Origin of the sequence: Cupriavidus sp. SHE, from assembly GCF_000812445.1 — a bacterium.
GTDB classification, from domain to species: domain Bacteria; phylum Pseudomonadota; class Gammaproteobacteria; order Burkholderiales; family Burkholderiaceae; genus Cupriavidus; species Cupriavidus metallidurans.
On sequence record NZ_JWMB01000035.1, the window covers coordinates 1 to 26,647 of the forward strand.

The following is a 26,647-nucleotide window of genomic DNA, read 5'->3' on the forward strand; positions in this document are numbered from 1 at the left end:
TGATCACCTACGCTACAATCTCCTGACCGCGCAGTACCACCTTCCTTCCCTGATCACGTTCGCCGAAACCGCTGATCACCTTCACCGAAATCCGCAGCCAGGCCGCCGTTTTCATCTGTTCGGGGAAAACGCGCTCAAGCAACGACAGCATGATCGCCGGCGACGTCGAGCCACCCGGCGAAGCGCCCAACAGCGCAGATACTGAACGGTCGCCAGAGACCACGACCTCCGTGCCAAGCTTCAGTACGCCGCCCTTCTCCGGATCGTTCTTGATGATCTGCACGCGTTGTCCGGCCTCCCACAGACGCCAGTCCTCGTCCTTCGCCTCAGGCATGTAGCGGCGCAGCGCCGCCATCTTTTCTTCGCGGGACAGCACCAATTGCTGCGCAAGATACTTCACGAGCGCAAATTCGTGAACGCCGACTTGCAACTGAGGAATGACGTTCGACGGCGTCGTCGCCTTGGCCAGGTCGAAATACGAGCCGTTCTTGAGGAACTTGCTGGACCACGTGGCAAACGGCCCGAAAAGGATCACCTTCTTGCCATCGAGAACACGGGTATCCAGGTGCGGCACCGACATCGGAGGCGAACCGGTATCCGCAAGACCGTAGACCTTTGCCAGATGGCGCGACGCGATCTCAGGCTTGTCGGTGACCAGGAACTCGCCGCCAACCGGGAAGCCACCATATTGCTTCGCCTCGGGAATGCCGGACAGTTGGAGCAGCGGCAATGCAGCGCCACCTGCCCCAATGAACACGTTTCGTGCATCCACGGTCTGGATCTGGGAGCCATCCTTCGTGTCGAACGCGGACACACGCCAGGTGCCGTCCTCATTCCGTGTAATCGAACGCACTTCATACCCGGTGGTGACTTTCACTCCCGAATTGCCGGACAGGTGCTTGTAGAACTGACGCGTGATTTCGCCCAGATTCACGTCCGTACCCAGCGGCGAACGCGTGGCGGTGACCATCTCATCGGGCTTGCGACCTTCCATCATGACCGGAATCCACTCGGCGATCTTCGCCGGTTCGGTCGTCATTTCCATGCCCGCGAACAGAGGCGAAGCCTTGAGTGCCTCGACGCGCTTACGAATGAACTCCCGATTCTCCTGCCCGAAGACAAGATTCATGTGCGGCGTGGAGTTGATGAACTCACGCGGATTGCCGAGAACACCCTTGCGCACCTGATGCGCCCAGAACTGGCGGGAAATCTGGAAGTTCTCGTTGATGTTGATGGCCTGGGCGATATGGACGTTCCCCTTATCGTCCATCGGCGTGTAGTTCAGCTCGCAAAGCGCCGAGTGTCCGGTACCGGCGTTGTTCCAGCCGTTCGAGCTTTCTTCCGCGACTTTATCCAGGCGCTCGAAAACCTCACACGTCCAGTTCGGCTCCAACTCCTTCAGATAGACGCCGAGCGTCGCACTCATGATGCCGCCGCCAATCAGCAGCACATCGACCTTGCGATCCGCCTTCGCGGCGCGGTACTGGCTGCCGAAAAAGTACGAGTATCCGCCCCATGCGGCTGCGGCACCGACGGCGGCTGCAAGGAATTTACGACGGGTGAAAGGCTTGCCGCCGCGGCCAGCCACGGTCTTGTTGTCCGTTTGAGTCATGGGAGTCACTTCAAATATGCGTGCAGCGTCGACAGACTGACCAAGCCGGACCTTGCCAACGTTGATTCAGACTGGGGGGGCGCTGTCTTGTCAGTGCACGGCGGGTCGGAAGCAATTCCACATGCCGGGCGATACGAAAGCGCGGATTGTAACGCACGCCGAGTAAAACGCTAGGTGAAAACCCTAATGCTGAAATGAAGACCGATGACTTTTTGAGTAGCTTGAGTCACATAACAGCGAAAGCCCAACATGCGCAGGCTCATGTGTAGCGTTACGCGACCGTGGCTTCATCCGGCATGGGCGGCAATGTCATCATGAAGCGTGCTCCCCCCCATGAACCGCAGTCGAGGCGCACATCGCCACCATGAATGAGCGCCACGCGGCGCACGATCGCAAGCCCGAGGCCAAAACCGCCCGTATGGCGATCGCGGCTCGAGTCCAGCCGGTGAAACGGTTCGAAGACACGCACACGATCCGCAGCAGGAATGCCAGGACCATCGTCCTCAACCGTCAACACCAGAGAACCACCGGCGCCTGTTGACGCACGCAGCGAGATTGAGCGGTGCGCGTAGCGCGCTGATGCTGGATCGATGCCGCCCATCCTTTCTGCCTTGGCCCCTTTCCGCCCTAGTCAAAGAACCGAAACCGTACGGCAGGATCTTGCGTCACGCGCGGCGCGAGATTGCGCTCCCAGTGGAGGTATCGTTCCCAGGCGGGAATGCGTTGGCACTCGCGCACGCGCATGATGGAACCCCAGTCATCCAGGAAAGGCGTGAGCAACCGATCATCTGCCACCCCTATTTCAAGTGTCTGGCCGGCGGCACGCCAGGCATCCGTGCCCCCTTGCAGCCATTGCAGCGCGTTCTCCGCCGTGGCGTTGCCATAGACATTGCGCGCGGCCTCCAGCAAATCTCGCGCGGCGAGCAAGGCCTGCCTGCCGTCGGGCGATGTCAGCACCAACCGCTGCCCGTTGGCCACCGCATCGGCCAATGCCGCGCCAAGCGCACCATGCTCCGAAGCGGTCGCATACGAAGCGCCGGGAACATGCCCGCGCAGGAAGTCGATGCTCGGCCCCACGTCCACGACACGTGCGCCGGCGTGCGCGATATGGTGCGAGAGCTGTGCGGCGCTAACTGGCTGAGGTTGCGTCGAAGACGCCGGCAACTGCGTTGGCGGCTCGTGCAACGCTTCGAAGTTCGCCAAGTCGTGGCCGGGCTTCGCATCGAGGATGTAGACATGCGCCTCGCCCAACTGCAGCAGCCAGAACGCGGTGATTGCCGATCGCAGGCGATGCGGCTCGTCGACCAGCACTACGCTGGCGTTGCGTACCGCCACCAGGTTCTCGAAGTGCATCAGCAACTGGCCACCAGACACCGCCACCACACCGGGTCGTGACTTGGCGCCAGGCCGCAGATCGAAGCACTGCACGTTCCGCGTAGCCTCACCACGCCACCGCTGTACGGTGGCGGTATCCACCACGGGCAAGGCGTATCGCGCGATCAGCGCATTCGCGCGCGCCACGGCATCCGCCTCAATCAGAGGAGGCAGCACGTCGTCCGGCTCTGGCGCCTGCCGCACGTCGTCTTCGCCCTGAACCACCCAAGCCATGACACCATCCCCCACCCATGCCACCGGCACATGCTGGCCATGTACCACGCGCGTTGTCGCCGCGCCAATCACGCCGCGCGTCCGACTGAAGCAGTGCACTGCCCACAAGTGATCCGGTTCGCGCTGCGGCAAATCTCGCAGCGGCCATTCCGTGCCGGGGTAGTTCAGCGCGCCTGGCAACGTGCTGAACTGATGCTCAGCCAGCGTGCGTACGTCCACCACGGTTGTCGGCTGCCCCTGATCCAGGCGCCTGGCCAACGCCTCTGGCGACAGTTCATCCACGCGGTAGTGCTTGCGGACTTCCTCGCCGAACGCCTTGACCAATGCGTTGTAGCCATCGATCAGGACGCCGCCACTCGCCGCCCATGCGGAAAGCCCACCTTCGAGTTCATGGATCTCCTGGTAGCCCAACCGCCGCAGGACAGCCGCAGCGCGCGCAACCTGTTCGGGCGCGGCACCTGCGCGCGAGTCCGCGCTAACCAGGACGACAGGTACGTCCCGCCGCGTCAGGATCTGCGGCGCTTCGAGCTCCAGCAGCGACAACGGCAGGTGCCGCGACGCGATGATGTGACCCGCCGCGAAATAGCGCCCTTCGGAGACGTCGAGCAACGCCAGCTCGCTTCCCTCCTCAAGCCACGCCTTCAGACGTGGCGGCGAAATGCTTGCCATCGAAACAACTCCCCTGGATATCGTCGCTTATCTCAATGTGATTTATGCAGCAAGACATCACTTTCAGTTCGGCTCGATGCCCACGCGCTTGACCTCTTCAATCCACTGGACGGCTTCCTGCCGCGCGAATCTACCGAGTTCCTCCGGACGACCGCCTACCGTTGTTGCCCCGATATCGGTGTAGCGCTTCTTGAACCCAGGCGCTTGAACGATGTTGTTCAGTTCGCGCGACAGTTGCTGGATGATCTGCGGGGGCGTTCCACTGCGGGCAACGATGGCGTACCAGGACGTCACTTCGAAATTCTGCAAGCCAAGCTCCTTCAGTGTCGGCACGTTTGGCAACCATGACACACGGCTCTTGTAGGCGACTGCCAGGGGCTTCAACTTGCCGCCCTGGATATAGGGCAGCGCAGTGGCCATCTCCGTGAACATGAACTGGATCTGTCCGCCCATCAGATCGTTGAGAGCCGGCACGGAACCTTGATACGGAATGGAGGTGAAGTTCGCGCCAGTCTCTGTCTTGAGCTTCTCGCCCGCCAGATGCGCATAGGAGCCGATGCTTGCCCCGAAATTGACCTTGTTCGGGTGCGCACGCGAGTAGTCGATCAGTTCCCGCACCGAGTTCACCGGAAAGCTCGGGTTCACCACCAGCACCTGCGGGGTTAGCACCAGCAGGGAAACCGGGGTGAAGTCGCGATCCAGATCGTAGGACAGATGCTTGAACAACGCCGGCTGTACGGTCAGGTTGGAAGCGGGTGCCAGCAACAGCGTGTAGCCGTCCGCGGGCTGTCGTGCCACCCACTCAAAGCCGATATTGCCTGCCGCGCCCGGACGATTCTCCACCACGATCGTCTGCGACAGGCGCTTGCCTAGCTCATCGGACGCATCGCGGGCCACCTTGTCGGCAATGCCCCCTGCGGGATACGGCACGATCACCCGAATCGGCTTGCTGGGATAGGCATCCGTGGGCGCGGCATCCGCCCCTGGCAACCACGTTGCAAGGCACGCCAGCATGCCAAATATGACCCCGTTGAACCCGATTCTTCTGCGCTGCTGATGTGAGTGCTTCATTGGAATTTTCGCTAGACGTGATGCAAACAGACATCCATTGGATGCCGAAGCGAATACCCAAGGGAACGAAGAAATTCGTGTATTCACATATCCGAATCTTCGTTGCGACGGCGCGGCCAAGCCTCCTACGATGGCAACTATTTCTCCAGACACCGACCGCGCCCCACCCTCTTCCGTTACATGGTGAGCGGCGGAGTGTTACGAACTTGCCCACCATGTCCCTTGTCACGCCCGCGAGCACTGGCCCAGCCACCAAGACCATCGAAAGCGCACCGACGGGAAAGGCCAAAGTGCCGGCAACCGACTCCAGCACATCGCCAGCCCACTCGACGCGGCTGCCCGCGCCGAAACGCTCGTCGCATGCCTGGGATCGCTATGAACTTCCCACCATTGCACTGGCCGCCGTACTTTATGCCGCGTGGGCCGCGCTGGTCTGGTGGCACTCAAGCATCCCCGGGCCTCTGCTGTTCCTGGCGGGCGGCTATGTCGCGCAGCTCCATTTTTCCCTGCAGCACGAATCGATTCACGCCATGCGGCACCTGCCGATCTGGTTGCGTACTGCCGTAGTCTGGCCACCCATCAACCTCTGGTTGCCGTATCCGTTCTACAACAAGGGACACAGCACGCACCACGTCAACGCCCATCTCACCCATCCCCAGAAAGACACGGAAACCGCGTACCACAGCCCCACTCAATGGCGGGCAATGAGCGCCACATGGCGCGCGATCTATCGCGCCAATCAGATCCTGCCAGTGCGTTTGATATGCGGCCCCTTCCTGCGTCTGGTACGGCTCGCGCGCAATGAGTATCGGTGCCTGATGGCAGGCGATTTCAGTCGTCTGAAGATCTGGGCGATACATGCGTTGTCCGCGACGCCCGTGCTGTACTTCGCGCTGGCGCTGGCCGGCATGCGCTGGTGGGAGTACCTGCTGTACTTCGTCTATCCCGGCATGATGCTCGGTCAGCTCCGGACGTTCACCGAGCATCGCTGCGGTGAACGTCCAGTGGAACGCACGGCTATCGTGGAATCCAACAGCATTGGTGGCCTGCTTTACCTCTACAACAACCTCCACTACGTGCATCACCTGTTTCCCACACTGCCCTGGTATCACATCCCCCGTTATTTCCGCGCGCATCGCGCCGCAGTACTACACGGCAATGGCGGCTTCTACTACCGTGGCTATGCCGAGATCGCCAGGCGCTTCTGGCGCACCTCAGTCTTCGACCCGGTCCATCCGCGCTGGTAGGCAACGTCGGACAGACGTCGTGCGCCAGTTTGCGCACTAACTAATGCCAAAAGCTTCATTCCCATGTCGGGATGTGTTGCCTAGCATTGCTGGTTGCTGCATGAAACCTTGGAGTGACAAATGAATCAGGTCAGGCGCACGAAATCCTCGTCATCCACAGATACCGAGTTGGAAGCTGATGTCCTGGTGATAGGCGGCGGTCCCGCAGGTACGTGGGCTGCACTGGAGGCCGTACGCAACGGCGCAACAAACGTCGTGCTGGCGGAGAAGGGATACTGCGGTTCTTCCGGAGCGACGGCGGCGGCAGGAACCACGGTGTGGTACATCTCGCCAGACGAAGGCAAACGCGAGACCGCTATGGACAGCCGCTACGACATGGGTGGTCGCCTGGCGGACTATCGTTGGATGGAACGCGTGCTGGACCGCACGTGGCATGGCATGAATGAGTTGGCCGATCACGGGTATCCATTCCCCCTCGATGCGACGGGCCGCTCACAGCGCGTGTCATTGCAGGGGCCCGAGTATATGCGGCTGATGCGCAAACGCGTGGTGCAGGCGGGCGTGAAGATTCTGGACCAAAGCCCCGCACTGGAACTGCTGCAGGCTGACGATGGCAGCGTGGCTGGCGCGCGCGGTGTTCACCGCCAGAACGGCTCACAATGGCGAGTCAGGTCCAAAGCGGTCGTCATCGCCACCGGTGGCTGCGCGTTTCTGAGTCGTGCGCTCGGCTGCAATGTCCTCACTGGCGACGGATTGCTGATGAGTGCGGAAGTGGGTGCCGACATGTCTGGCATGGAGTTCTCTAACGCCTATGCCATCGCGCCCGAGAGCGGTTCGGTTACCAAGACCATGTTCTACAACTGGGCCTCTTTCACCGATGAAGCTGGCGAGGTGATTCCCGGCGCCGCATCCAAAGGGGGACGCAGCGTGATCGCGCGCGAGCTAAATCGGCAGAAGGTCTACGCCCGGCTGGACAAGGCCGATGAGGCGACACGTCTGGCCATGCGCGCCTCGCAGCCCAACTTCTTCCTGCCGTTCGACCGTCAGGGCATCGATCCTTTCACGCAACGCTTTTCCGTCACGCTGCGCCTCGAAGGCACGGTACGCGGAACCGGCGGGTTGCGTATCACCAGCGAAGACTGCGCCACCAGCGTGTCCGGCCTGTATGCCGCCGGAGATGCTGCCACACGCGAGCCCATCTGCGGCGGATTTACCGGAGGCGGCAGCCACAATGCGGCCTGGGCGATTTCCTCTGGCTCATGGGCCGGCCAAGGGGCGGCGAGGTTTGCACTCCAGCGCGGCACCAACCAGCGCTCGGCGCGGGGCGCCGGAGTCGCGGCCATTTCTGGTGCCGGCCGCCAGACCATCAATCCTGCCGCGCTCACCCGAGCCGTGCAAGCCGAGGTATTCCCATTCGACCGCAACTACTTTCGCCACGCCGACGTACTGGCACCTTCGCTCGGTCGTCTCGATGACGCGTGGCTCGGCGTGCGCGAGTCCGCGCCTGCGGCGGTGGAGCAGATGCTTGCCGCGCGCGAGGCAGCGGCCATGCTTGCCACTGCGCGCTGGATGTACGCAAGCGCCCTCGCCCGCAAGGAATCACGCGGCATGCACAAGCGTTACGACCACTTGCAGCTGGATCCCACGCAGCACCACCATATCGTCAGCGGAGGATTGGACCAGGTCTGGGCCCGTCCGTTGGCCTATGACACGCAAGGTGGTCCGCGATCGGCGCAGGCCAGAGCCGAGCAGGAAGGTATTGCCGCATGATCGAACTCATTAGCGAAAGCCGCTGCACTGGCTGCAACATCTGCGTCCGCGTCTGCCCGGTCAACGTGTTCGATGCCGTGCCTCAGGCCGCACCGACCATTGCCCGAAAGGCCGACTGCCAGACCTGCTTCATGTGCGAGGCCTGGTGCCCGGAGGATGCCATGTTCGTCTCTCCCAACGCCGAGGCTTCGACCGGCGTCAGCGAGCAATCGCTGGTGCGCGAGGAACTGCTGGGGAGCTACCGCAAGAACATTGGCTGGAATCGCGGATTTCCGGAGAAGCGGGGCGTAGACGACTCATATCAGCTCCTCAGTATGCCGGGTGCCCGCTGAGCGAGGGAGTCGCTCGCAGTCTGCGACTGCTACCGCTATCGGCGGACCAGGGACTGGCAAGGGCCAGTTCCGATCCCGGGCCTCATTCAAGCCGCTTCGGCTTCATGCACCACCCGGCCTCCCACGATGGTGAGCGTGCTGTGCAATGTCTTCCATTCTTCCGGCTCCTGCGAAAACGGGTCATCCGACAGCACTGCCAGATCGGCCGCGTAGCCGGGATAGAGCGGCCCCTTCCAGTCTTCGTCGAACGTCAGCCGCGCACCTGCCACCGTGAACGCAGCCAGGCCTTGTTGCAGAGACAGTGCCTGCCCGGGCCCGATGGTACGGCCACTGACGCGCTCCTGCCTGCGTGCCGCCACCCAGAGGGTGAAAAACGGCTGATAGGGAATGTTGTCGGTCGCAAGGGCGTACGTCAGCCCCAACTCCTCGAACGTAGCATGTGGCACTACGGCGTTTCCACCGTCCGTCTCGTCGAGATAGGCGCTGCCACCTTTCCAGAGGCAATACGTCGGAATAGTGGTGGCCAGAATGCCAAGCGACTTCAGCGCCAGCAAGTCCTCGCGACGCGCACGGGCAATATGCTGCATCACCCATCGGCGCCCGTTCAGCGGAAATCTTGCGTCCACTTCGCGAAGCACCGGAACGATCTCATGCAGGCGATCACCCACAATGGTGTTGACTCGCAAATCATGCTCGGCCGCGAGGAAACACAGGGCCCGATAGTCTGCCGGCGTCACGGCCTGCTCGACGAAGCCTGACCATCCGGTGTTCGGCAAGTCCTGCCGCGCGCAACAGGCCACGGCGGCGTCACCTCCATAGGCCAGATGGACGCCGCTCACGCGCAACCACGGGTCACCAAGACCTCGCCCGCGGGCCGCTGCCAGCCAATCCCGCATCGCACGTGCCGCCTCAGTCAGGTTGTCCCACGTTGGGCTCACCACCAGGCTGGTGCGCATGGTCAGTTCCCCCTCCTCCCACAACCGGCGATACACGGAGATTGTCTCGGGCGCCGAGCCATGGCCTTCGTAGATGCTGGTGACGCCTTGCGCATGATAAAGGCGCTGTGAGATACGTAGCCCTTGAATCCGCTCGGCAAAGCCGAATCGGGGCACATCCGGAAGCAAGTCAAACTCAATCGTCGGGCGATTGTTGTGTTCGACGATCTCGCCGTTCAGTTGCCCCTGTGCGTCCAGCCCGATCTCCACGCCGGCGCAGCGTGACTGACTGGCAGGCGTGAGTCCGTTCCTCCGCAGCGCCAGACTGTTGAGTGCCGCGCGTCCCGGCGGCTTGCCCCAGTTGCCGAAGTGCGCCGGAATGTAGACCGGGTGATCCGGCGCGGCTGCGTCGAGCTCCTCGCGAGTGGGCATGCGCGCCTCCCGCAACTGTGCGGGCCCGCCGAAGTAGTAAGGCGGCGTACCCACCGGCATGGTGACGATGTACTGCCCTTTCGGCGTCAATCGCGCCCGCTCGCGAACGACGTTCAACACGTCCGCCACGCTGCGGGCCTGTGCAAGCGAAGGGCGAAGCGTCTTCAGCCCTTCTCGCTCCATGTGCGCGTGGGTATCGTTAAAGCCTGGAATGACACACGCACCTTGTAGGTCGCGTACGGCTTCGGCCTGCTGCGCGAGCGCCATGGCAGCGTCATCCAGCGCCACCACGCTACCGTTGCGCAGCGCGATTGCGTGGGTGCGCGGGTGCCGGGCGTCGAATGTATGGATCTGCCCGTTATGCAGGACGAGCAGACCTCGTGTCGCTCCCATGTCTTAGCTGACCGTGTGATACCACGGGAACAGCTTGCGCGTCACAAGAAGGAACAAGCGATCCGCCAGGAAACCGAACACGCCCAGCAGCACGAGTCCGATGAACATGATCTCCACCTGGAAGAGCTGATGTCCCAGCGACATCATGTAGGCAATGCCCTGTGTCGACCCGGAGAGTTCCGCGGCGACCAGCACGACCAGCGACACCGCAAGCGCCTGACGAAGGCCGGCCAGAATAAATGGCAATGCCGCCGGCAGTACTACGAGGAACAGCTGCTGCAACCGCCCCGCCCCCAGGGAAGCCGCCGAACGATGGTACACCACGTTGGTGTCGCGCACGCCGATGAAGGTGGTAATCCAGATCGGGAAGAACGCTCCCCAGGCAATCAGCGCAACCTTGGGTGCCTCGCCTATGCCGAACCACAGCACTGCCAGCGGGACGACGGCCAGCGACGGCACTGAGCGAAAGCCATGCAGCACTGGTTCACTCACATACTGCAGCAAGGGAATGCGTGCGGTCAGCACACCAACGGAAATGCCCAGCACCAGAGCGATGACAAAGCCTGATATGGCACGCAACAAGCTCATGCCGATGTGCCCGAAGAGTTCACCTGACCGAATCAAGGGGATAGCGGCCTCCAGCACCTTGGACGGCGGCGGAAACAGCGCCGGATTGATCCACTCGAACACGTGCGGAATCGCCTCCCACGCCAGGAGGAACAATGTCACGCCCAGCAGATTCAGCGCGAAGCGTCCGCGACGCCGGCTTCTCTCCTGTCGCTCGGAATCCTGCTGGAACCGCTCGGCCAGCGACGCTGTGTCGGCTACAGTGGCTACCGCACCACCTTGACGCCTGCCTTCCGCGCCCAGTTCGGGCTGCGCAATACTCGGGAAACTCATCCTGCACGCCTTTCGTAACCTTCCGCCAGCGCCAACTCGATTTCGGCATAGTGCTGCGCGAACTCCAGCGATCCGCGCTGGCGCGGGTACGGCAACTCGATTGCAATATCGGCCCTGATGCTTCCAGGGTGCGCGGCCATGACTACCACTCGCTGCGCGAGGAAGATGGCCTCATCGATATTGTGGGTGACGAACAGCACCGACACGCCGGTCTCCTGCCAGAGTCTCAGCAGATCGTTCTGCAGCGACGCCCGCGTCATCGCGTCCACTGCGGCGAATGGCTCATCCATCAGCAGCACCTGAGGCTCCACGACCAGAGAGCGCGCCACGGCAATACGCTGGCGCATGCCACCTGACAGTTCATTGGGATAGCGATCCGCCGCATGGGACAGATGTACCCGCTCCAACGCCTGCAGTGCACGCCGCTTACGCTCTCCGGCATCCACCTTCAACGCACGCAAGCCGAACTCCACGTTCTGGCGCGCGGTCATCCAGGGAAACAGCGCGTACTCCTGGAACACGACGCCGCGCTCAGGGCCCGGCCCCCTCACTGGCTCACCGCGAAAGCGCACAGCGCCAGCGGTCGGCTTCACAAAGCCTGCCAGCAGATGCATCAGCGTGGTCTTGCCACAGCCTGACGGGCCGATAAGGCAAACGAACTCTCCGGCGCGAACGTCCAGCGAGACTTCGTTCAACGCCTGTGTCGGCGTGGAATCGCGTACCGCAAAGAACTGCGAGACGCGCTGGAACTGAATAAGCTCACCCATACACGATCACCCCAGACTGACACGGCTCGGGTTGATGGACTTCAACGTCTCGTCGTGGATCACGCTGCGAAACAGCTCCCGCAAGTCGCCCTTGGGACGAGGGGCAAGCTTGTTGTCGATGGCCCATTGGGCCTGGCTGACCAGATCTTCGACGAAGCTTTTGTTGAACTCCACCTTGAACTCGAACGTAGAGGTGAACTGGCGGATCTCTTCTGGCGTGCTGCGAACGCGGCTCGACACCTGGTCCGGCCAGGCTGCGTTGGTGTGGATATGGTTCTCCGCATCGAGCAAGGCATTGACTGCATCGGACAGCAGGGGCTTTCGACTGCTGAGCGTGGCCTGATTGACCAGCAGCAACTGATGGCTACGGAAGTACTTCTCGTAGCCATTCTGGGTGAGAAACACCACCTTCCCGCCACTCTGACGCTGTGCAGCACTGCCAGCCAGTGCCGTCCAGGAGAAGGCGTCGATATCACCGCGTACCAGCGCGCCTACCAGGTCCGAAGGCGCGATATTGATCTGCGTGATGTCGCCTGGTGCCAGTTTGGCGAACTCCAGATACTTGGCCAGCGCGTACTGGCCCGACGTGCCAGCTGGGGTACCAATCTTCTTTCCCTTGAGACTTGACGGGTTTTTGGGATCAATCCCACTGCGCTCGCTGGCGACGATTTTCATGTCATACGAGTAGCGGCTGAAGTTCGCGAGTACCGCCGGCTTGAGGCCCTGCAGCACGGCAAACACCAGTGGCGTATCCGTCGTCGTCGAGAAGTTCGCCGAGCCACCCAGCAACGCCTGCATGGCGTCACGGCCCGTCGTGAAGTCCTGGACGCGTAGGTCCACATTGCGCTTCTTCCAGTAGCCGGCGCTCTCGGCCACCGCTGTCAGGGCCCACGTGTAGCCAGCACTGCCTGTGGCTAGCGTCGCCTGTTCGCGCTGTTGCGCCAGCGACAAACCGGGCAACACGCCTGAAACACCTGCCGCCGCAGCGCCGATTCCACGTAACAGCGAACGACGCGTCACGTTGACCGAGGAGGCCTCGAATACCGAACTCATGTACCACTCCAAAGCAATTGCAAACTGGGCAATGTTAGGAATCCACCAGGTGGCACACAAGGAAGCATTTCAACTATCGAACTGCGATACATCTTCGTGGCTTCGGCGCGCCCCAACTCGCTCGAGGTCTGCAGCCTCCGCCAGGCGCGGATCGATTCGCGCTGACGACGGGGGTCAAGCTCACGCGCATTGCCGCGTTGCCGGACGTACCTACCCTGCGGGAAGCCGGAGTGCCCCTGGAAATCTACGCATGGAGTTGCGTGTTTACGCGCGCGGCCACACCACAAGCCGTTGTCGGCAAGCTGCGGATGGCACTGACGAAGGCACTTGCTGACCCGAAGCTCGACGAAGCTATCGTCGCCGGAGGGGGCGAGCGATTCTCACCGCCTCCTGAGCAAGTGACACGCTTCCTTGCAGACGAGCGAACTTTGTGGGGTATCTCATCCGCAGCCGTCACATCCGCGCCAACTGATCTCCCCCCCTGACCTATGGCATCACCAGAGACTTCCCGAATACGCGCGCTTTCCGTCGCCGACGTCTTGCGCAATCGCATCTTTGATGGGGAGATCCCGCCCGGCTCCCATCTGATGGAGGTGACGCTTGCGCAGGAACTGGGGGTGTCGCGTACGCCAGTGCGCGACGCGCTGGCGCGACTGTCGGACGAAGGCCTGCTGACTTATCAGCCCAATCGGGGCTTTCTGGTGCGCGGCTTCCAGCCCAAGGATGTACGCGATGCCTTCACCGTACGTGCCACCCTGGAAAGTCTGGGCTGCCGTCTGATTGGCGAGAGGGGGCTGCAGTACCCCGAGCAGGAACGGCTGGCATCCCAGCTCGAAACGCAGCGGAAACTGCTGCACGACGAAGAGTGGACCGAACAGCAGGCGCTGTTGTGGCAAGACATGAATCTGGAGTTCCACTGCTCGCTGCTGGAACTCGCCGAGAACGAGTGGCTGACCACCGCGGTGCGCCGCGCTCGCCAGTTGCCCCTGATCTTCGATAGCAAATCGCGTCCGCACGACCACGCGGCGCTGAAGCTCCTTTTTCAGCGTGAGCACAGCCGGCAGGCACTTAGCGAGCACTACCGTATTGTCGATGCGCTGGTGCAACGCGAGGTGAGCCGCGCGGAATCGCTGATGCGCGAGCACATCCTGACCAACCGCGACGTCTTGATCCGCGCCCTGGGCGCAGACGCCTCGACAGAGGCGCTTTCACCGATGGCCGGCGGGGCCGTCGTAATTTCCTACTAGAACTCGGCCGAGAACTCGGCGGGGCTGGCATCTCTCCTGCGAGGGATGCGGGCGTATGGCACGGCGCAGGTCTTCGCTGGCAGAGATCAGCCCCGCTGCCCCGATACGAAATCGCTAGCCGCTTGCTTTGGTGAGCCTCTAACGGAATCCAGTCCAGAAACGCTTTCTGCGCGGCGTCACGCTGTGACGGAACGCGAACCTACCCGAGGCGCGCGCTCTCTCAGGCTACCTCCTCCCTCCTCGACAAAAGATGAGGCGGCGATTCAGATTTCTTCCGGTCCACGCCGGTGCCCTATCACCTCTTGCCCGTCATTGGACCTCGATACTTCAGTGAGAGCGGTAGCCGTCACCCGGGGCATCGTCACGCTTAGAGAAACTCCTCCTTGATATCGATGCTCGATCTCTGGCCGACGTGCTCATAGTTGCGCCCGAGCCATGCTTCTGCCTGTGCCCTGCCCTGATCACGTAGATTGCAAAGGAAGGACCAGTCGCCGTTGTACTTGCTCGAAACCCCCAGCGCCGCCATGGTTTCGTCGGAACGGATCGAGTGAATCAACATCTCCTTCATATCGCTCCGATCCACCCTGCCCTGCTGAATCAACGCCGTCACAAAGGCAATCGCACGCATCTCGCGCATCAGGGACGAGTTGAAGCTGACCTCATTGAGGCGATTGAGGATGTCCGCGGCTGTCGTAGGCACACCTCGGCGTACGATTGGATTGATATGCACAATCACGACATCACGCGTGCCGCACTCATAGATCAGCGGGAAGAGGGCCGGATTGCCCACGTAGCCACCGTCCCAGTAGTGCTGACCGTCAATGGTCACTGCCTGGAACAGCGTCGGCAGACACGCTGAAGCGAGTACCGCCTCGACGCAAAGGTCCGACCCCGAGAAAATGCGAATCCTACCAGTCTCGATATTTGTTGCGCAGAGGAACAGGTGGATTGGGCAGTGCTTGCGCAATCCCTCGAAATCGACCTGCTTCTGCAGCACGTCCCGCAACGGGTTCATGTTGTGGGGATTGAACTGGTAGGGGGACAACACGCGCAGGGCCATATCGGCCAATGCATACAGCGGCGAATAATTCAGACCGAAGCTATGCGTCCCTTTTAGCCATGGAATCCAACGGAATGGGCTATACCGCTCCGCGGACTGGGCGATGGCAAGCCAGAACTCCTGTAAGGCCTGGCGCGCACCATCCGCGCCGCCTCGCAGCAAACCATTGGCCAGCACGACAGCGTTCATGGCACCCGCGCTCGTGGCACTGACGCCCTCGATGGCAAGCCTGCCGTCTTCCAGCAGGCGGTCGATGACTCCCCAGGTGAAGGCGCCATGCATGCCGCCACCTTGCAATGCCAGAGCTACGGGTTTTGCATGCTTTTCGTCCATGGCTGCCCTCCCTCCGGGCGGGGTGGGTCATGCGCGATCCCGCAATCTCGCCCCTGTCTAGATACTATGCGACGTTTGGGTCGCGGCATGTGTTATTGGGTGACGGTGGCCTGTACCGGCCTGGTGCTCTCGGCTCCGCTGCTGGATGCAGTGCCGGCTTCGGCGTGATGTTTCGCGTCCAGCTTCTGCAATGCCTGCTGCAGATCATCCGGAAACCGAGTGTCACCGGGAGCGGTGGGATTGTAGCCAACGGCCTCCAGTTCCTGGAGCTCCTTGAGGATGCTGGCTCGCGTGACTTGAGGCATCCCGTTCGGTGCAGCGGATTGTGCCTGGGCCAAGCCCCCGGCAAGGTACATGGGTGATGCAATGGCTAGGGCACGAAACAGCCATGTCAACGATCTCGTCTTCATTTCATAACTCCTTGGGTGGTTCGCGGATTCCCATGACTGCCTCCGCAAGAGACAGGGATGGCATCGATAGCGCGTTGCCATCAGGGCAGCGCGCTGTATGTGCGTGGCAGACCCGCTTGCAGGAAACTGATGTCGCCATCGTTCGGGTTCGCCATGCACTTGTCCAACTGCGCTGGCGCCATGTTTATTCGCTACTCAGTTGTCCAGCTCTGTCCGGATAGCCTGCGCGAATGCGTTCACGTGAACCGTTTCCGCATCGCTGATGGCCCAGAAGTCCATGCCATGCTGATGCCAGTGAACAATCGAGTAGCCATCGGATGAATCGGTCACCGGCGTTGAAACGCTGCGCTCCGCCGGGAAGACATAGAGATCGATTGGGTGTCGCTGGTAGCGATAGATCAAGACCGCCACCATGCGATGGTCCACGTAGTCAACGCGGCCACCAACCAGGGGGAAGTCCCCCGCCGGCAACTGGATGACCGGCGGCGCGTAGTCGAGCCGACCGTTGAACCAGGGCTTCACTGTGTGCTGGTCGGTTGACAACACGTCCATCGAATGCTGCGACAGGAGCGCGCGGACGTGGCTCGTCACGAGTTCCTGCCTCATCCTGCTGTTTTCCTGTTGGGGAACCATCGAGAGCATGGCAAACACCATGACGGAAACGGCTATCCCCGCAATGCCGCCACTTGCCAACGCCAACGCGGGATCGATGGAGCGCACGCGCCATGTCAGCCACGACAATCGGCGCGCCTTGCGTGGCAGCCCCGCCTCCACACGTTCGCGCAGGTATGGTGGCGCGTGGTAGTGAAGCGAGCCACCGTGCAATAGATCGGCCAGCGTGGTCATCGCCTTGTCATCGTCCATGACTAACTCCCATCGAGCGCCCCAACACGGGCATTGGGGCAGGAGGAATCCGGCCGCCCTCGTCATGCATCTGCGCAGCGCGCACTGCGGTGCAGAGAAGTTGCCGGCCCCGCGCCAGCCGCGACATCACGGTGCCGATCGGTATGCCAGCGACGCTGGCGATATCGCGATAGCTCATCTCTTCAAGCTCTCGCAACACCAGTACCTCCCGATACTCGACGGGAAGCTGTTCGAGCGCGCGGTTGACGAGCTGCGCATCGTCGCGGCGTACCGCCAGCGTTTCGGGATCGCTGCCGATATCGTCAACCCATCCCGGCAGCCGCTCGTCGCCGTGGAGGATTTCATCAAAGGGCGTGCCGTCGGCTGCGTCGCACCGCCGGCGCCATTCGCTGAACCACGTGTTTCTGACGATGGCAAGCAGCCACGCACGCGCATTGCCACCGTGAAAGCTGTTGAAGAAGCGAAAGGCGCGCAAGTAGGCTTCCTGCACGATATCGTCGGCGTCGGTTGCGCTGCCGCTCAGCCAGCGTGCCAGGTTGTAGGCAGCGTCGAGATGCGGCAGCGTTACCTCCGCGAAGCGGCTGGACTCGTCGGTTGCGTTCACGGTGCCCTCCTCTGTCTTGCACATGTCCTACCATCGCCGATAGCGATTTATTCCGGACTACGAGTCGTTCAGGAAGTCTGGAATCACCTGGGTGAGCACCAACAACCCGTCAGGATCGAAATAGAAGTGCATGGTCGAGTACCACACTCCGTCCTCTTCGAACCGATAGCTCCAGACCTTCCGGCGCATGAGCGGGAAGTAGGTGCTGTCGGTGGGCTTTCCGAAGTGGACCAACACGTCCTGCATGGTCCATTCACCGACTCTGGCCATGCCGAACTCTTCGACAGTCAGCATCTGCCTGACACTGACGACGCGGCCGTCCGGGCCGATCTGGACTGCCCATTTGGTCTCGCCCGGCGCGGGATAGAGCCATCGACGGGAGCCATCCGGCAGCCGGTAGACCTCGCTCGGCCTGCCAAGCGCGGCTTGCAGCTCCGCCTCGCTGGCGCCCGGCGGCACCGATTGCCACGCGGGGGTTGCGCAGCCGAACACCAAGGCTGAGGCGGCCAGCGCCTGCAGCAGCTCCGCATGGCGAACACGGAGCGTCAGAACGCGCCCAACTGAGAGTGTTGAAATCATGGTTGAACTCCGACTGTCATGAAGGCACAGGCGATCGCCCGATCCGTGGGAACGCTGGGACCGAAGGTCGCGTCGTCACCTGCATAACTTCCGCCCGAGGAAAGTTATTCCATGAGTGGGGACACGTAGGCGATTGGGGAATAAACCGGGCGCCGCATCGGTATAACGAATGCCCCCCGGACGGAGGCCCGCCGGGAAGTCCGACGGTCTACCCCATGAACCCGAGTCAAGAGGACACCATGTCATCAGATCTTCCTTCCGATCCGTCGCGGCGCGACGCATTGAAATGCCTCGCATTCGGCAGTGCTGGCACCTTGTTCGTTCTGGCTGGGGGCATCCTCACGCCAGTGGAGTTGTCCCTTGCCGCCAGTGCGAATGCGCGGTCAGCAATAGCAGCGCAAACAGGCGTTCCCCTGTTCCTTCAAATCAGCGATACGCATATTGGATTCAACAAGGAGGCCAATCCGGACGTATCAGGCACACTCAGGCAGACGATCGACCTCGTCAACGCCATGCCGGTCAAGCCGGCCCTGACGATTCACACTGGCGACATCACCCACCTGTCGAAGCCCGCGGAGTTCGATCTCGCGAACCAGTTGCTGTCCGGATTGCAGATTGCAGAGCTGCACACCGTGCCCGGCGAGCATGATGTGACGGACGGGCCTGGCACCGAGTACTTCCATCGCTTTGGCCGAGCCTCGGACAACAGGGGCTACTACAGCTTCGACCACAGTGGTGTGCATTTCATTGGCCTCGTCAATGTCATGCATTTCAAGGCAAATGGCCTCGGAAGCCTGGGCGACGACCAGCTTGCATGGTTAGAAAGCGACCTGAAGGGGCGCTCATCGAGCACACCGATTGTCATCTTTGCTCACATGCCGATGTGGACGATCTATGAACCCTGGGGCTGGGGCACCAGCGACGCCGCGCAGGCGATGACCTACCTGAAGCGATTTGGCTCCGTCACGATCCTGAACGGACACATCCATCAGATCGTTTCCAAGGTGGAGGGAAACATCACCTTCCATACCGCCCGTTCGACGGCCTATCCGCAACCAACTGCCGGAGACGGCCCCGGCCCCTTGCCGCTCAAGGTGCCGAGCGATCAACTATCGAGAATGCTTGGCGTAACAAGTATCAGCATCTCGCAGTTGCCGTTGAAGGCGACGCTGACCGATGCAACGCTCGCCTGAGTCCAGACCCGTACCAACCAGGGACCCGTATCATGCTATCCACTAACATTCAACGAGCATTCGCCGTCTCCATTGGGCGTGCGATCCTCACGGCCGCATTGGCTTCAGTATTCACCGTTGCGCAAGCGCAAGACGCCAATGTCATCATGATCAAGAACTTCATGTTTTCGCCGATGTCCCTCAACGTCAAGGCTGGCTCGACGGTGACCTGGAAGAATCAGGACGACGAGCCCCATACGGTTGTCAGCGACTCTGGCCTGTTCCATTCCAGCGCACTCGATCAGGGCGATACTTATCAGTTCAAGTTCGAGAAGGCCGGCGTCTACAATATATTTTGCGGCATCCATCCGCATATGAAAGCCACTATCACGGTGAAGTAAGCAAGATCCGGTGAGGAGCCAGGCCGCCTCCCATCTGAAGGCGGCCCGGAACAGCGGGCTCTTGCCCCGAGCGTGAGGGCGAATGCGTCCCAGAGACACGACTCAGAGGCTCCGATCTTGGACACGTGGAGGGCCGTGTATGTCTGGTTATCCCTCTTTTCGGCGGTTGTGGCCAACGAGCGTGCGATCCGTTCGCCTGGCGACGGGTCTGGTGCTGTTCACCTACATCGGCACGCATCTGCTTAACCACTCTCTCGGTAACTTTTCGCTCACATGGCTGGAGCGCGATCTGCTGGTCCAGAAATACATCTGGCAGGGATGGGTCGGAACAATCCTGCTCTACGGTTCACTGGTCACGCATTTCTTCCTGGGGCTGTGGGCCTTATACGAACGGCGCGCGTTGTACTGGACCCCAGGCGAGATGGCGCAACTGCTGCTCGGCTTGTGCATACCTCCACTGCTGGCCAATCACGTGGTAAACACGCGCATCGCCATTGCCGAGTTCGGCATGGACAAGGGCTATGCGCAGGTACTGTACGCGTTCTGGATCGATTCCCCGTTCTTTGCCCGCGTACAGCTTGCGCTGCTGGTGGTCGCCTGGTTGCATGGGTGCTACGGCGTCTGGTTCTGGCTGCGCTTGAAACCGTGGTTCGGAGCGTGGCGGAGTGTGCTGACGAGCGCCGCCGTCCTGCTCCCTGTACTCGCGTTGCTGGGTTTCCTGCAGGGTGGCCGGGAGGTTGCGGCCCTTGCGCAGGACCCGGTCTGGCGTGCCGCCGCGATCCGGCCGGCGACCATCGGCACGCCGCCACAGAATCTCTGGCTCGCCGGGCTGCGCACTGATTTCCTGCTCTTCGATGGCGGGGCGCTGCTGCTGGTACTGGCCGCACGACTGACGCGCACAGTCCGGGAGCGCAGGGGTGGGCGTTTCGCCATCCTGTATCCCAACGGGAGAAAGGTGCTCGCACCGCACGGGTTCTCGGTACTCGAGGCCAGCCGTCTGGCCGGCATTCCCCATGCCAGCACCTGTGGTGGTCGCGCCCGATGCACGCTCTGCCGGGTGCGTGTGCTCAGTGACGTGCCGCTACCGGCGCCCGCCGGGGCGGAGCAGCGTGTTCTGGACCGGCTGGGCGCGGACCCGCAGACATTGCGACTCGCTTGCCAGTTGCGGCCAACCCATGATCTAGCGGTGTGGCCACTCGTACCACCGGCAGCATCGGCAGCCTTCCTGCAGCGCAGCCAGCAGGATGTCATGCCGCAGGAGCGGTTCGCTGCCTTTATGTTCGTGGACATGCGGGACTCGACTCGGCTCGCCGCAGCACAACTGCCATTTGATAGCATCTTCGTGGTTAGCCGCTTCATGGGTGCGGTCTGCTCGGCAGTGGTCCAGGCAGGCGGACAGCCGAACCAGTTTCTGGGAGACGCAGTGCTCGCCATCTTTGGGTTGAACAGCGATCCATCCACCGCCTGTCGACAGGCGCTTCGTGCCGTGCCGCTGGTGGCTGCCAGGATCGACGAACTCAACGCAGTCCTCCAACAGCAGTTGCAGATACGAATCCGCTTTGGCATTGGATTGCATTGCGGCCGCGCTGTCGTTGGGCAAATCGGCTTTAGTGAACATGTCACGTTCACCGCCATTGGCGACCCTCTGAACGTGGCCTCGAGGCTTGAACAATTGACAAAGGAAATGGCGTGCGAGGCCATCGTTTCGGATCAGGTATTCCACCATGCTGGCGTTTCGGCGTCGAGTCTGCCTCACGTCGCTGCACGCCTGCGAGGCCGTGACGAGCCAGTGCCGGTCCGCATCCTGTCCTTGGCGGCACAAATGCCGATGCCTCCGGCCTAACCATTGATCGGGCGGGCCTCGGCCCGCCCTCCTGCCTGCAGGGCGACACCGTTGCAAGGCTTAGCTGTGCGCGCCATCGGTGTACGGATCGCGCTTATCCGTGATCTTCGCGCCCTCCGAATAGACGTCGAATTTGCCTGTTCTCGCGCCGTCAGTGTACGGATCGCGCGGCCCGGTTGCATGGGCTGCGGTATCGACAGTGGCCATGTCGACAGCACGGTTCGATGCGTGGGCCAGGGTCGCAGATGTTACTAGTGCCACAACGCACAATGGGGTCAGGATTCTCATGGCTTGCTCCAATGTTGAGTAGTGAGAGACTCCAATGCACACTGCAGCAAGCGTGGAGTCTCATGGCTTGCACGCCGCGCCTGCTTGCCATGATCTCGACAGCCGATGCGCCATGCAACTACAGAACTGCCAAGGCTTCACGTTTATTCCCGTCCGCGTCTCGAACCGTTTTGGAGATCATGGCAAGGATCGGCCGCAGTACGGACAGCCGCTGGTACTCGGCAAGTTTCAGGCCGAAGTCGCGGCATTACATGGTGTGTGTGGCCGATGCGAGGAATTGAAGGACATGGGAGCCTCGAAGCGGCGCGTCGAGAAATGCAGAGCGATCTCCGGTAGATCCGCCACGGACGCAACGGGATCAGGTCGGGAACCGAGCGCCTCAAACGGTGCGGCGGCTCCGTTGAGGACAACACTGGGGATGTAGCCTTGCATCCTGCGCGACTACACGGGTGAGGACGTCAATCGATAAATGTCTGCTGGCGCCAGAATGGCATGTGGCACGCCGCGTCGTACTGCATTCAGCATGGCTTCACCGATGATCTGCGTGGTCAGCACGCTCTCTGGCGAGAAGCGCCGGAGCAGGATCAGCATCGGCTTCAGTAAGCTGTACATCCACCGATAGGCGGTCGTACGTGATTCGATGCCGTGTTCGGGAATGATTGCGCAGGGTCGGAGAATGGTCACCTGGCGAAACGGCACCCGCCGCAAGGCGTTCTCGGTTTGACCGCGGACGCGGGCCCACATCGTGCCGCCTTTCTCGCTGCTGTCCGCACCGGCTCCAGACACATACACCATTGTCATGCGCGGATTGCGGGCCAGGAGTTGGTGCGCGATATGAACCGTGAGGTCGTAGGTCACTGCACGGTAGGCAGACTCCGACATGCCGAAGGGTGCGACTTCCTTGCCCACCACATCACTGAAACCGCCCACCGCCCACTTTGCCGCCTGATAGGCCGACAATCCCGGACTACTGATACGCCCGCCGGCTCACGACACCTGAAAGATATGGCCGCCGCCCTGTGCGCGCATGACCGGAATCGCTGCACGTGTGAGGTTCACCACGCCGAACAGATTGGTTTCAACCTGGGCACGAAAATCCTCTGCAGGCACGTACTCGAATGGTTGAATGTGACCGCAGCCAGCGTTGTTGACCAGTACGTCCAGCCGGCCGAAGCGGCGCACCGCTTCCGATACGGCATCCTGCACCTGCTTTTCGTTCGTGACGTCCAGCTCGTATGTCGCCAGTTGTTCGCCGTAATGCGCTTGCAGATCAGCCAACCGCGTGATGTCGCGCGCGGTTGCCAGCACCTTGCCTCCGCCCCGGAGTGCGGCCTCGAGAATGTCGCGCCCCAAACCTCGCGCGGCGCCGGTAATCAACCAAACCTTGCTCATGATGCGTTCCCTTTTTGTCTGTCCAACTTTGCGGCGCTGCCAGTCACTCGGGCATGAACCCGCTCTTGCCCTCGAACATCACGGACTCCGCTAGCGCCTTTTGCGCTTTCAGCGCCTCCAGGCTCCGGGAGTAGCCCGCCTCCAGGACTGCGTAGGCGTCCGCACCGAGCACGGTGCGCAGCGGCGGTTCTGCCATCTGGTTGACCGTATAGATCGCGTCGGCCATCTTCACGGGATCTCCCGAAGCGTTGGCATCGCCTTCTTGCGCGATCCAGCGGCGCAGTTTGCCGACCGCGCTATCCCTGTACGCGTCGAGTTCCTGCGTCCAGCGGATATTGCCCACGAAGCCCGTCTTGATGGAGCCAGGCTCGACGATGATGGTCTTGATGCCAAACTCGGCGATCTCCTGGCTCACCGCTTCGGCAAAGCCTTCCAGACCAAACTTCGCTGCGTGATACAAAGCGCCGCTGGGAAATCCAGTTCGCCCGCCAACGCTGCTGACATGGATGAACGTTCCATGCTTCCTGGCCCGCAAGCCCCCCACAAAGGCGCGCGTAACCTGGATGGGCCCAATCCGGAAGTAGCCGCCCCACCTCTTTTTATCCACGCGTCGGCGGGCACGAGTAGACTGGTCAATTGGGGCAATGTTTGGACATGATGACTTGCTGGCTGCACGCGGTGCATGACAATTGCCAATTGCTCGAAGAGAAGGGAGGAATGTCCATGTTTCGTAAACTCGTGATTGGCACGCTAGGCGCCATGGCTGCCTTATTCTCGGCTACGGCATTGGCGCAAGGTACTGCGGCGGACGCCAGGGCCATGCTTGAAAAGACGGTTGCGGCCATCAAAGCCGATAAGGCCAGGACGCTCAACCAGATCAACAACGGCGAAAATGGCTTTCTTGTTGGCGATCTCTATCCGTTCTGCTTCAATCTCAGCGACGGACTCCTCGTCGCGGTCGGCAATCCCAACGTTAAGGGGTTGCTCGGCAAGGATGCCAGGAAATTCAGGGACCCTACGGGCGACGTGTATGGACCAAGGCTCTATGACGCGGCAAAAGAGGGCCAGGTCAACGAGGTCAGCTACATGTCTCCCAAGGCCGGCGCTGACAAGACGTGGGTGCCGAAGGCGAGCCTCGTTACTGCGGTTGCCGACCTGGGATGCGGCGTCGGTTACTACAAGTAGTGCGACCAAACCAACCGTCAAACCGGCGGCGAACTGCCGAACTCCGATGCCCGCACAATGCCATTTTCTCGCGTGACCGGTCAGTTCTAATGCCCTTCACTCCGCATGTGCGGGTTGCCATCGGCGCTGATCAGTCTTGATATCCGCCTTGGGTCATTCGCGTCGAGTTTGTCGTGCCTGCTACCTTGTCAGCTATCCACAGACCCGGTGCACGTGGCAAGCCTGCGCGGAGACCGGATCCCTCTGGAAGCAGCCGTAGAGGTTGCCCCGCGTCGAAGGGCAGTTCAGGGTCGTTCTGCGACGGCCGCGCCCCCACGACCTTTGAATCTGAAGTCGAGAATGGTGGCGGCTTGCCACGAGCCTCGACCGCTGGTACGCGGAAAACTGCGTTGCCTGGCTCCTGAAGCGGCCATTCGCATCTTCTTTCTTACTCCTTCATTAACCTCCAAAGCGTCGTGCGTCCGATCCCCAAAGTACGACTCGCAGCGGCGCGATTGCCACCGTTTGTCTGCAGGACTCGCAAGATGTCGTCCCGAGTCACGGTTCCAGACGGCGCGTCGGTAACCTTGTGCCTGCCCGCTGCAACAGGCAGCGATTGCATCTCTCCAAACTCGGGAAACATGGCCTGCAGGTCTTCCCGCGCACCGCCTGAACCATGGCTCAGATAGATCGCCGCGCGTGCTACGAGGTTTTCAAGCTCCCGTACGTTTCCGGGCCATGTGTAAAGCTCGAAGAGCGGCGAGAGGAACTCCAGAATGTGCTTCGTGACGGTGGCTGGCAGGTGGTACTTTGCTGCACTCCGTGCGAGCAGATGCTGCGCAAGACCAGGTATATCACTGCGCCGCTCACGCAAGGGCGGCAGTTCGATCTGTAGCAGATTGAGCCGGAAATACAGGTCGGCGCGAAATGTGCCGCGCTTGACCAACTCGCGCAAATTACGATGCGTCGCGGCGATGACACGGACGTCGATTGGCGTTGCGCGCCCAGAGCCGAGCTTCATCACTTCGCGTTCCTGCAATACACGTAGCAAGCGGCTCTGCAACGCGGCCGGCATCTCGCCGATCTCATCGAGAAAAATGGTCCCCGTATGCGCGACCTCGAAGAGGCCCGGCTTTCCACCACGCCGTGCGCCGGTGAAGGCGCCCTCTTCATGGCCAAACAGTTCGCTTTCTATCAAACCTTCCGGCAGTGCCGCACAATTGAACGCGACGAATGGGTTGCCGCGCCGACGGCTGGCATTGTGAATACCTTGAGCAACCAGTTCCTTGCCAGTGCCGCTTTCGCCTGTGAGCAGCACGGTAGCGTCGTGCGCGGCGCTGGCTCGCGCTAGCCGCCGCACGCGTTCAAGCTCCGGGGAGCCGCCGATCAGATCAGCCAGGTTATGCCGCGCCACCAGATGCTTCGGCCGCTGATTGGTTCGCAACGAGCGGTCAATGCGTTGTGCGATTAGTGTGTCCTGTACAGTGACCACCGCTCCGGAGCGTGAGCCATGCTCAACGATTGGCACGCAGTTGACAATCAGCGAGCGATCGCCGATCTGTTCGATGCGCTCGTTGCTCGGCGAATCGGCATCGAGTGTTTCGCGCAGGTGCGGGCCGACCGCCCCCAGGAGCTGTGACGCCACATCGCGGGAGCGGTTCAGGCCGAGCAGATCCAACATCGCAGGATTCACCACCTCAAGCTGCCCACCCTCGTCGAATGCCGCGACGCCGTCGCGCAGATGCGCGACGATGGTGTTGAGTCGCACGCGCTTTGATTCCTTCTGGCGACTCATGCGTGCCAACTCAATGGAGCGTTCGAACGCTTCTTCCACAGCGCCAATGGAATAGAGAAATACGCATTGCAATCCCGCCTGCAGCGCCAGATCGCATGCCATGCCAGGACCAATGATGACGGTGCAGCCTTCTGCGGCAAGCGCATCCACGGCCGCACGCACCTCGTCGATCGAACGGTATGCGCGCTGTTTCAATGCAACATTCAGCCAGCCGCTGAGGTTGGCCAGTTCCCTCGACACCGATTCGTGCAGCACCAAACCGATGGCCTCACCCGGCCACGCTGTGATGGCCTGCGTGATAGCGTTCAGCACGTCGAAGCCATTCACCTTGACCATCACCACGGGCACACTGAGATTGTCACGCAGATACGCGCCGTTTGAGCCGGCCGCCAGCACGACGTCAACCGTGCCTGCGTCGACGTACGCCTGGAGGGCGGTCACGGCAGCCCCGTAGCCCGCTCGAATCGAGAAGAAACGCGCCAGCTCGTTGTAGCGAGGCGCGACGGTCTCACACAGCGTACTCATCCGGCTGATGCTGACCAGCGCGATGCCCGGGCGGAGCTGGTTTGGATGTGAAATGGGCGTTGACATCTTGGAGGCTCCTGAGTGGAACGCTTTTGGAACGCCCCGAGAAACATGTGGAACATTGTCGCATGAGCGTGTTCGCGGCATGAAATCTTGTAAGTCATTGTTTTTGAAAGAAACT

Annotated in this window: 25 protein-coding genes and 2 pseudogenes; 9 read left to right on the forward strand and 18 right to left on the reverse strand. The window is 61.5% G+C overall.

Annotated elements, in window-relative coordinates:
* Window positions 1-7 precede the first annotated feature (7 nt).
* From mqo to RN01_RS17545, 4 genes and pseudogenes are all read right to left on the reverse strand, one after another.
* Entirely contained in the window at window positions 8-1,612 is a 1,605-nt protein-coding gene (gene mqo, locus RN01_RS17530) for a malate dehydrogenase (quinone) (protein ID WP_024570077.1), read from the reverse strand.
* A gap of 271 nt (window positions 1,613-1,883) precedes the next feature.
* Window positions 1,884-2,186, reverse strand: a pseudogene (locus tag RN01_RS17535) (ATP-binding protein); the annotation flags it as partial.
* Between the two features lie 53 nt (window positions 2,187-2,239).
* A complete protein-coding gene (locus tag RN01_RS17540; RefSeq protein WP_017511903.1) occupies window positions 2,240-3,889 on the reverse strand; it encodes a rhodanese-like domain-containing protein in 1,650 nt (549 codons plus the stop codon).
* Between the two features lie 63 nt (window positions 3,890-3,952).
* Window positions 3,953-4,960, reverse strand: a complete 1,008-nt coding sequence (locus tag RN01_RS17545) for a tripartite tricarboxylate transporter substrate binding protein (protein ID WP_024570078.1) — start codon at window positions 4,958-4,960, stop codon at window positions 3,953-3,955.
* A gap of 215 nt (window positions 4,961-5,175) precedes the next feature.
* Here RN01_RS17545 and RN01_RS17550 point away from each other — a divergent pair, with 215 nt between their 5' ends.
* The 3 genes from RN01_RS17550 to RN01_RS17560 all read left to right on the forward strand — a co-directional run bounded on the left by RN01_RS17550 (window position 5,176) and on the right by RN01_RS17560 (window position 8,309).
* The gene (locus tag RN01_RS17550; protein ID WP_017511901.1) at window positions 5,176-6,207 is read left to right on the forward strand and encodes a fatty acid desaturase; all 1,032 of its coding nucleotides are present in this window, start codon (window positions 5,176-5,178) and stop codon (window positions 6,205-6,207) included.
* A gap of 120 nt (window positions 6,208-6,327) precedes the next feature.
* Window positions 6,328-7,977 carry an FAD-dependent oxidoreductase gene (locus RN01_RS17555; protein ID WP_017511900.1) on the forward strand — a complete coding sequence of 550 codons (1,650 nt, stop codon included), beginning with the start codon at window positions 6,328-6,330 and terminating at the stop codon, window positions 7,975-7,977.
* On the forward strand, window positions 7,974-8,309 hold the full coding sequence (locus tag RN01_RS17560) for a ferredoxin family protein (protein ID WP_017511899.1): 336 nt from the start codon (window positions 7,974-7,976) through the stop codon (window positions 8,307-8,309). The genes RN01_RS17555 and RN01_RS17560 overlap by 4 nt, the downstream gene beginning before the upstream one ends.
* Before the next feature lie 86 nt (window positions 8,310-8,395).
* On the opposite strand, the gene RN01_RS17565 is transcribed toward RN01_RS17560, so the two are convergent.
* The 4 genes from RN01_RS17565 to RN01_RS17580 are packed head-to-tail and all read right to left on the reverse strand — an operon-like array spanning window position 8,396 to window position 12,789.
* Window positions 8,396-10,069: an amidohydrolase gene (locus tag RN01_RS17565; RefSeq protein WP_017511898.1), complete on the reverse strand. Its 1,674-nt coding sequence runs from the start codon at window positions 10,067-10,069 to the stop codon at window positions 8,396-8,398.
* Between the two features lie 3 nt (window positions 10,070-10,072).
* Window positions 10,073-10,969 (reverse strand): ABC transporter permease, encoded by an 897-nt coding sequence (locus RN01_RS17570; protein ID WP_017511897.1) that lies wholly within the window; start codon window positions 10,967-10,969, stop codon window positions 10,073-10,075.
* Complete coding sequence (locus RN01_RS17575; protein ID WP_017511896.1) at window positions 10,966-11,736, reverse strand: ABC transporter ATP-binding protein; 771 nt, start codon at window positions 11,734-11,736, stop codon at window positions 10,966-10,968. Before RN01_RS17575 ends, RN01_RS17570 begins: the two co-directional genes overlap by 4 nt.
* A gap of 6 nt (window positions 11,737-11,742) precedes the next feature.
* Window positions 11,743-12,789, reverse strand: a complete 1,047-nt coding sequence (locus tag RN01_RS17580; protein WP_017511895.1) for an ABC transporter substrate-binding protein — start codon at window positions 12,787-12,789, stop codon at window positions 11,743-11,745.
* A 161-nt stretch (window positions 12,790-12,950) separates the two neighbouring features.
* On the opposite strand from RN01_RS17580, the gene RN01_RS34655 reads away from it, so the two are divergent.
* Window positions 12,951-13,274, forward strand: coding sequence for a tripartite tricarboxylate transporter substrate-binding protein (locus RN01_RS34655; protein ID WP_223277455.1), 324 nt, complete (start codon window positions 12,951-12,953; stop codon window positions 13,272-13,274).
* Between the two features lie 3 nt (window positions 13,275-13,277).
* On the forward strand, window positions 13,278-14,036 hold the full coding sequence (locus RN01_RS17585; protein ID WP_080672817.1) for a GntR family transcriptional regulator: 759 nt from the start codon (window positions 13,278-13,280) through the stop codon (window positions 14,034-14,036).
* A 367-nt stretch (window positions 14,037-14,403) separates the two neighbouring features.
* Here RN01_RS17585 and RN01_RS17590 read toward each other — a convergent pair whose 3' ends face one another.
* The 5 genes from RN01_RS17590 to RN01_RS17610 all read right to left on the reverse strand — a co-directional run bounded on the left by RN01_RS17590 (window position 14,404) and on the right by RN01_RS17610 (window position 17,886).
* A complete protein-coding gene (locus tag RN01_RS17590) occupies window positions 14,404-15,429 on the reverse strand; it encodes a patatin-like phospholipase family protein (RefSeq protein WP_024570080.1) in 1,026 nt (341 codons plus the stop codon).
* A gap of 92 nt (window positions 15,430-15,521) precedes the next feature.
* Window positions 15,522-15,839, reverse strand: coding sequence for a DUF4148 domain-containing protein (locus RN01_RS17595; protein WP_017512077.1), 318 nt, complete (start codon window positions 15,837-15,839; stop codon window positions 15,522-15,524).
* Window positions 15,840-16,034: 195 nt separating this feature from the next.
* Window positions 16,035-16,703, reverse strand: coding sequence for an anti-sigma factor (locus RN01_RS17600; protein WP_017512075.1), 669 nt, complete (start codon window positions 16,701-16,703; stop codon window positions 16,035-16,037).
* Window positions 16,693-17,331, reverse strand: coding sequence for an RNA polymerase sigma factor (locus tag RN01_RS17605; protein WP_017512074.1), 639 nt, complete (start codon window positions 17,329-17,331; stop codon window positions 16,693-16,695). The genes RN01_RS17600 and RN01_RS17605 overlap by 11 nt, the downstream gene beginning before the upstream one ends.
* Window positions 17,332-17,364: 33 nt before the next feature.
* The gene (locus RN01_RS17610; RefSeq protein WP_017512073.1) at window positions 17,365-17,886 is read right to left on the reverse strand and encodes a hypothetical protein; all 522 of its coding nucleotides are present in this window, start codon (window positions 17,884-17,886) and stop codon (window positions 17,365-17,367) included.
* A 239-nt stretch (window positions 17,887-18,125) separates the two neighbouring features.
* On the opposite strand from RN01_RS17610, the gene RN01_RS17615 reads away from it, so the two are divergent.
* The 3 genes from RN01_RS17615 (at window position 18,126) to RN01_RS17625 (ending at window position 21,302) form a co-directional block, all read left to right on the forward strand.
* Window positions 18,126-19,079 (forward strand): metallophosphoesterase, encoded by a 954-nt coding sequence (locus RN01_RS17615; protein WP_024570082.1) that lies wholly within the window; start codon window positions 18,126-18,128, stop codon window positions 19,077-19,079.
* A 32-nt stretch (window positions 19,080-19,111) separates the two neighbouring features.
* Entirely contained in the window at window positions 19,112-19,459 is a 348-nt protein-coding gene (locus tag RN01_RS17620) for a cupredoxin family copper-binding protein (protein WP_017512071.1), read from the forward strand.
* Between the two features lie 181 nt (window positions 19,460-19,640).
* On the forward strand, window positions 19,641-21,302 hold the full coding sequence (locus tag RN01_RS17625; protein ID WP_035835312.1) for an adenylate/guanylate cyclase domain-containing protein: 1,662 nt from the start codon (window positions 19,641-19,643) through the stop codon (window positions 21,300-21,302).
* Between the two features lie 60 nt (window positions 21,303-21,362).
* Here the strand turns inward: RN01_RS17625 and RN01_RS17630 are convergent, their stop codons facing one another.
* The 4 genes and pseudogenes from RN01_RS17630 to RN01_RS17645 form a co-directional block, all read right to left on the reverse strand.
* Window positions 21,363-21,590 carry a hypothetical protein gene (locus RN01_RS17630; RefSeq protein WP_024570084.1) on the reverse strand — a complete coding sequence of 76 codons (228 nt, stop codon included), beginning with the start codon at window positions 21,588-21,590 and terminating at the stop codon, window positions 21,363-21,365.
* Between the two features lie 441 nt (window positions 21,591-22,031).
* Window positions 22,032-22,472 (reverse strand): semialdehyde dehydrogenase, encoded by a 441-nt coding sequence (locus RN01_RS34330; protein ID WP_051068962.1) that lies wholly within the window; start codon window positions 22,470-22,472, stop codon window positions 22,032-22,034.
* Window positions 22,470-22,982, reverse strand: a pseudogene (locus RN01_RS17640) (SDR family NAD(P)-dependent oxidoreductase); the annotation flags it as partial. The gene RN01_RS34330 and the pseudogene RN01_RS17640, both read right to left, overlap by 3 nt.
* A 43-nt stretch (window positions 22,983-23,025) precedes the next feature.
* On the reverse strand, window positions 23,026-23,589 hold the full coding sequence (locus RN01_RS17645) for an SDR family NAD(P)-dependent oxidoreductase (RefSeq protein WP_024570085.1): 564 nt from the start codon (window positions 23,587-23,589) through the stop codon (window positions 23,026-23,028).
* Between the two features lie 116 nt (window positions 23,590-23,705).
* On the opposite strand from RN01_RS17645, the gene RN01_RS33975 reads away from it, so the two are divergent.
* The gene (locus RN01_RS33975) at window positions 23,706-24,167 is read left to right on the forward strand and encodes a hypothetical protein (RefSeq protein ID WP_024570086.1); all 462 of its coding nucleotides are present in this window, start codon (window positions 23,706-23,708) and stop codon (window positions 24,165-24,167) included.
* Between the two features lie 427 nt (window positions 24,168-24,594).
* On the opposite strand, the gene prpR is transcribed toward RN01_RS33975, so the two are convergent.
* A complete protein-coding gene (gene prpR, locus RN01_RS17655; RefSeq protein ID WP_017512064.1) occupies window positions 24,595-26,532 on the reverse strand; it encodes a propionate catabolism operon regulatory protein PrpR in 1,938 nt (645 codons plus the stop codon).
* Window positions 26,533-26,647 lie beyond the last annotated feature (115 nt).

Bases quoted from the DNA above. Each gene is read 5' to 3' on its own strand.
- mqo (WP_024570077.1), bottom strand. From the start codon at position 1,612: ATGACTCAAACGGACAACAAGACCGTGGCTGGCCGCGGCGGCAAGCCT.
- RN01_RS17540 (WP_017511903.1), bottom strand. From the start codon at position 3,889: ATGGCAAGCATTTCGCCGCCACGTCTGAAGGCGTGGCTTGAGGAGGGA.
- RN01_RS17545 (WP_024570078.1), bottom strand. From the start codon at position 4,960: ATGAAGCACTCACATCAGCAGCGCAGAAGAATCGGGTTCAACGGGGTC.
- RN01_RS17550 (WP_017511901.1), top strand. From the start codon at position 5,176: ATGTCCCTTGTCACGCCCGCGAGCACTGGCCCAGCCACCAAGACCATC.
- RN01_RS17555 (WP_017511900.1), top strand. From the start codon at position 6,328: ATGAATCAGGTCAGGCGCACGAAATCCTCGTCATCCACAGATACCGAG.
- RN01_RS17560 (WP_017511899.1), top strand. From the start codon at position 7,974: ATGATCGAACTCATTAGCGAAAGCCGCTGCACTGGCTGCAACATCTGC.
- RN01_RS17565 (WP_017511898.1), bottom strand. From the start codon at position 10,069: ATGGGAGCGACACGAGGTCTGCTCGTCCTGCATAACGGGCAGATCCAT.
- RN01_RS17570 (WP_017511897.1), bottom strand. From the start codon at position 10,969: ATGAGTTTCCCGAGTATTGCGCAGCCCGAACTGGGCGCGGAAGGCAGG.
- RN01_RS17575 (WP_017511896.1), bottom strand. From the start codon at position 11,736: ATGGGTGAGCTTATTCAGTTCCAGCGCGTCTCGCAGTTCTTTGCGGTA.
- RN01_RS17580 (WP_017511895.1), bottom strand. From the start codon at position 12,789: ATGAGTTCGGTATTCGAGGCCTCCTCGGTCAACGTGACGCGTCGTTCG.
- RN01_RS17585 (WP_080672817.1), top strand. From the start codon at position 13,278: ATGGCATCACCAGAGACTTCCCGAATACGCGCGCTTTCCGTCGCCGAC.
- RN01_RS17590 (WP_024570080.1), bottom strand. From the start codon at position 15,429: ATGGACGAAAAGCATGCAAAACCCGTAGCTCTGGCATTGCAAGGTGGC.
- RN01_RS17595 (WP_017512077.1), bottom strand. From the start codon at position 15,839: ATGAAGACGAGATCGTTGACATGGCTGTTTCGTGCCCTAGCCATTGCA.
- RN01_RS17600 (WP_017512075.1), bottom strand. From the start codon at position 16,703: ATGGACGATGACAAGGCGATGACCACGCTGGCCGATCTATTGCACGGT.
- RN01_RS17605 (WP_017512074.1), bottom strand. From the start codon at position 17,331: ATGTGCAAGACAGAGGAGGGCACCGTGAACGCAACCGACGAGTCCAGC.
- RN01_RS17610 (WP_017512073.1), bottom strand. From the start codon at position 17,886: ATGATTTCAACACTCTCAGTTGGGCGCGTTCTGACGCTCCGTGTTCGC.
- RN01_RS17615 (WP_024570082.1), top strand. From the start codon at position 18,126: ATGTCATCAGATCTTCCTTCCGATCCGTCGCGGCGCGACGCATTGAAA.
- RN01_RS17620 (WP_017512071.1), top strand. From the start codon at position 19,112: ATGCTATCCACTAACATTCAACGAGCATTCGCCGTCTCCATTGGGCGT.
- RN01_RS17630 (WP_024570084.1), bottom strand. From the start codon at position 21,590: ATGAGAATCCTGACCCCATTGTGCGTTGTGGCACTAGTAACATCTGCG.
- RN01_RS34330 (WP_051068962.1), bottom strand. From the start codon at position 22,472: ATGTCGGAGTCTGCCTACCGTGCAGTGACCTACGACCTCACGGTTCAT.
- RN01_RS33975 (WP_024570086.1), top strand. From the start codon at position 23,706: ATGTTTCGTAAACTCGTGATTGGCACGCTAGGCGCCATGGCTGCCTTA.
- prpR (WP_017512064.1), bottom strand. From the start codon at position 26,532: ATGTCAACGCCCATTTCACATCCAAACCAGCTCCGCCCGGGCATCGCG.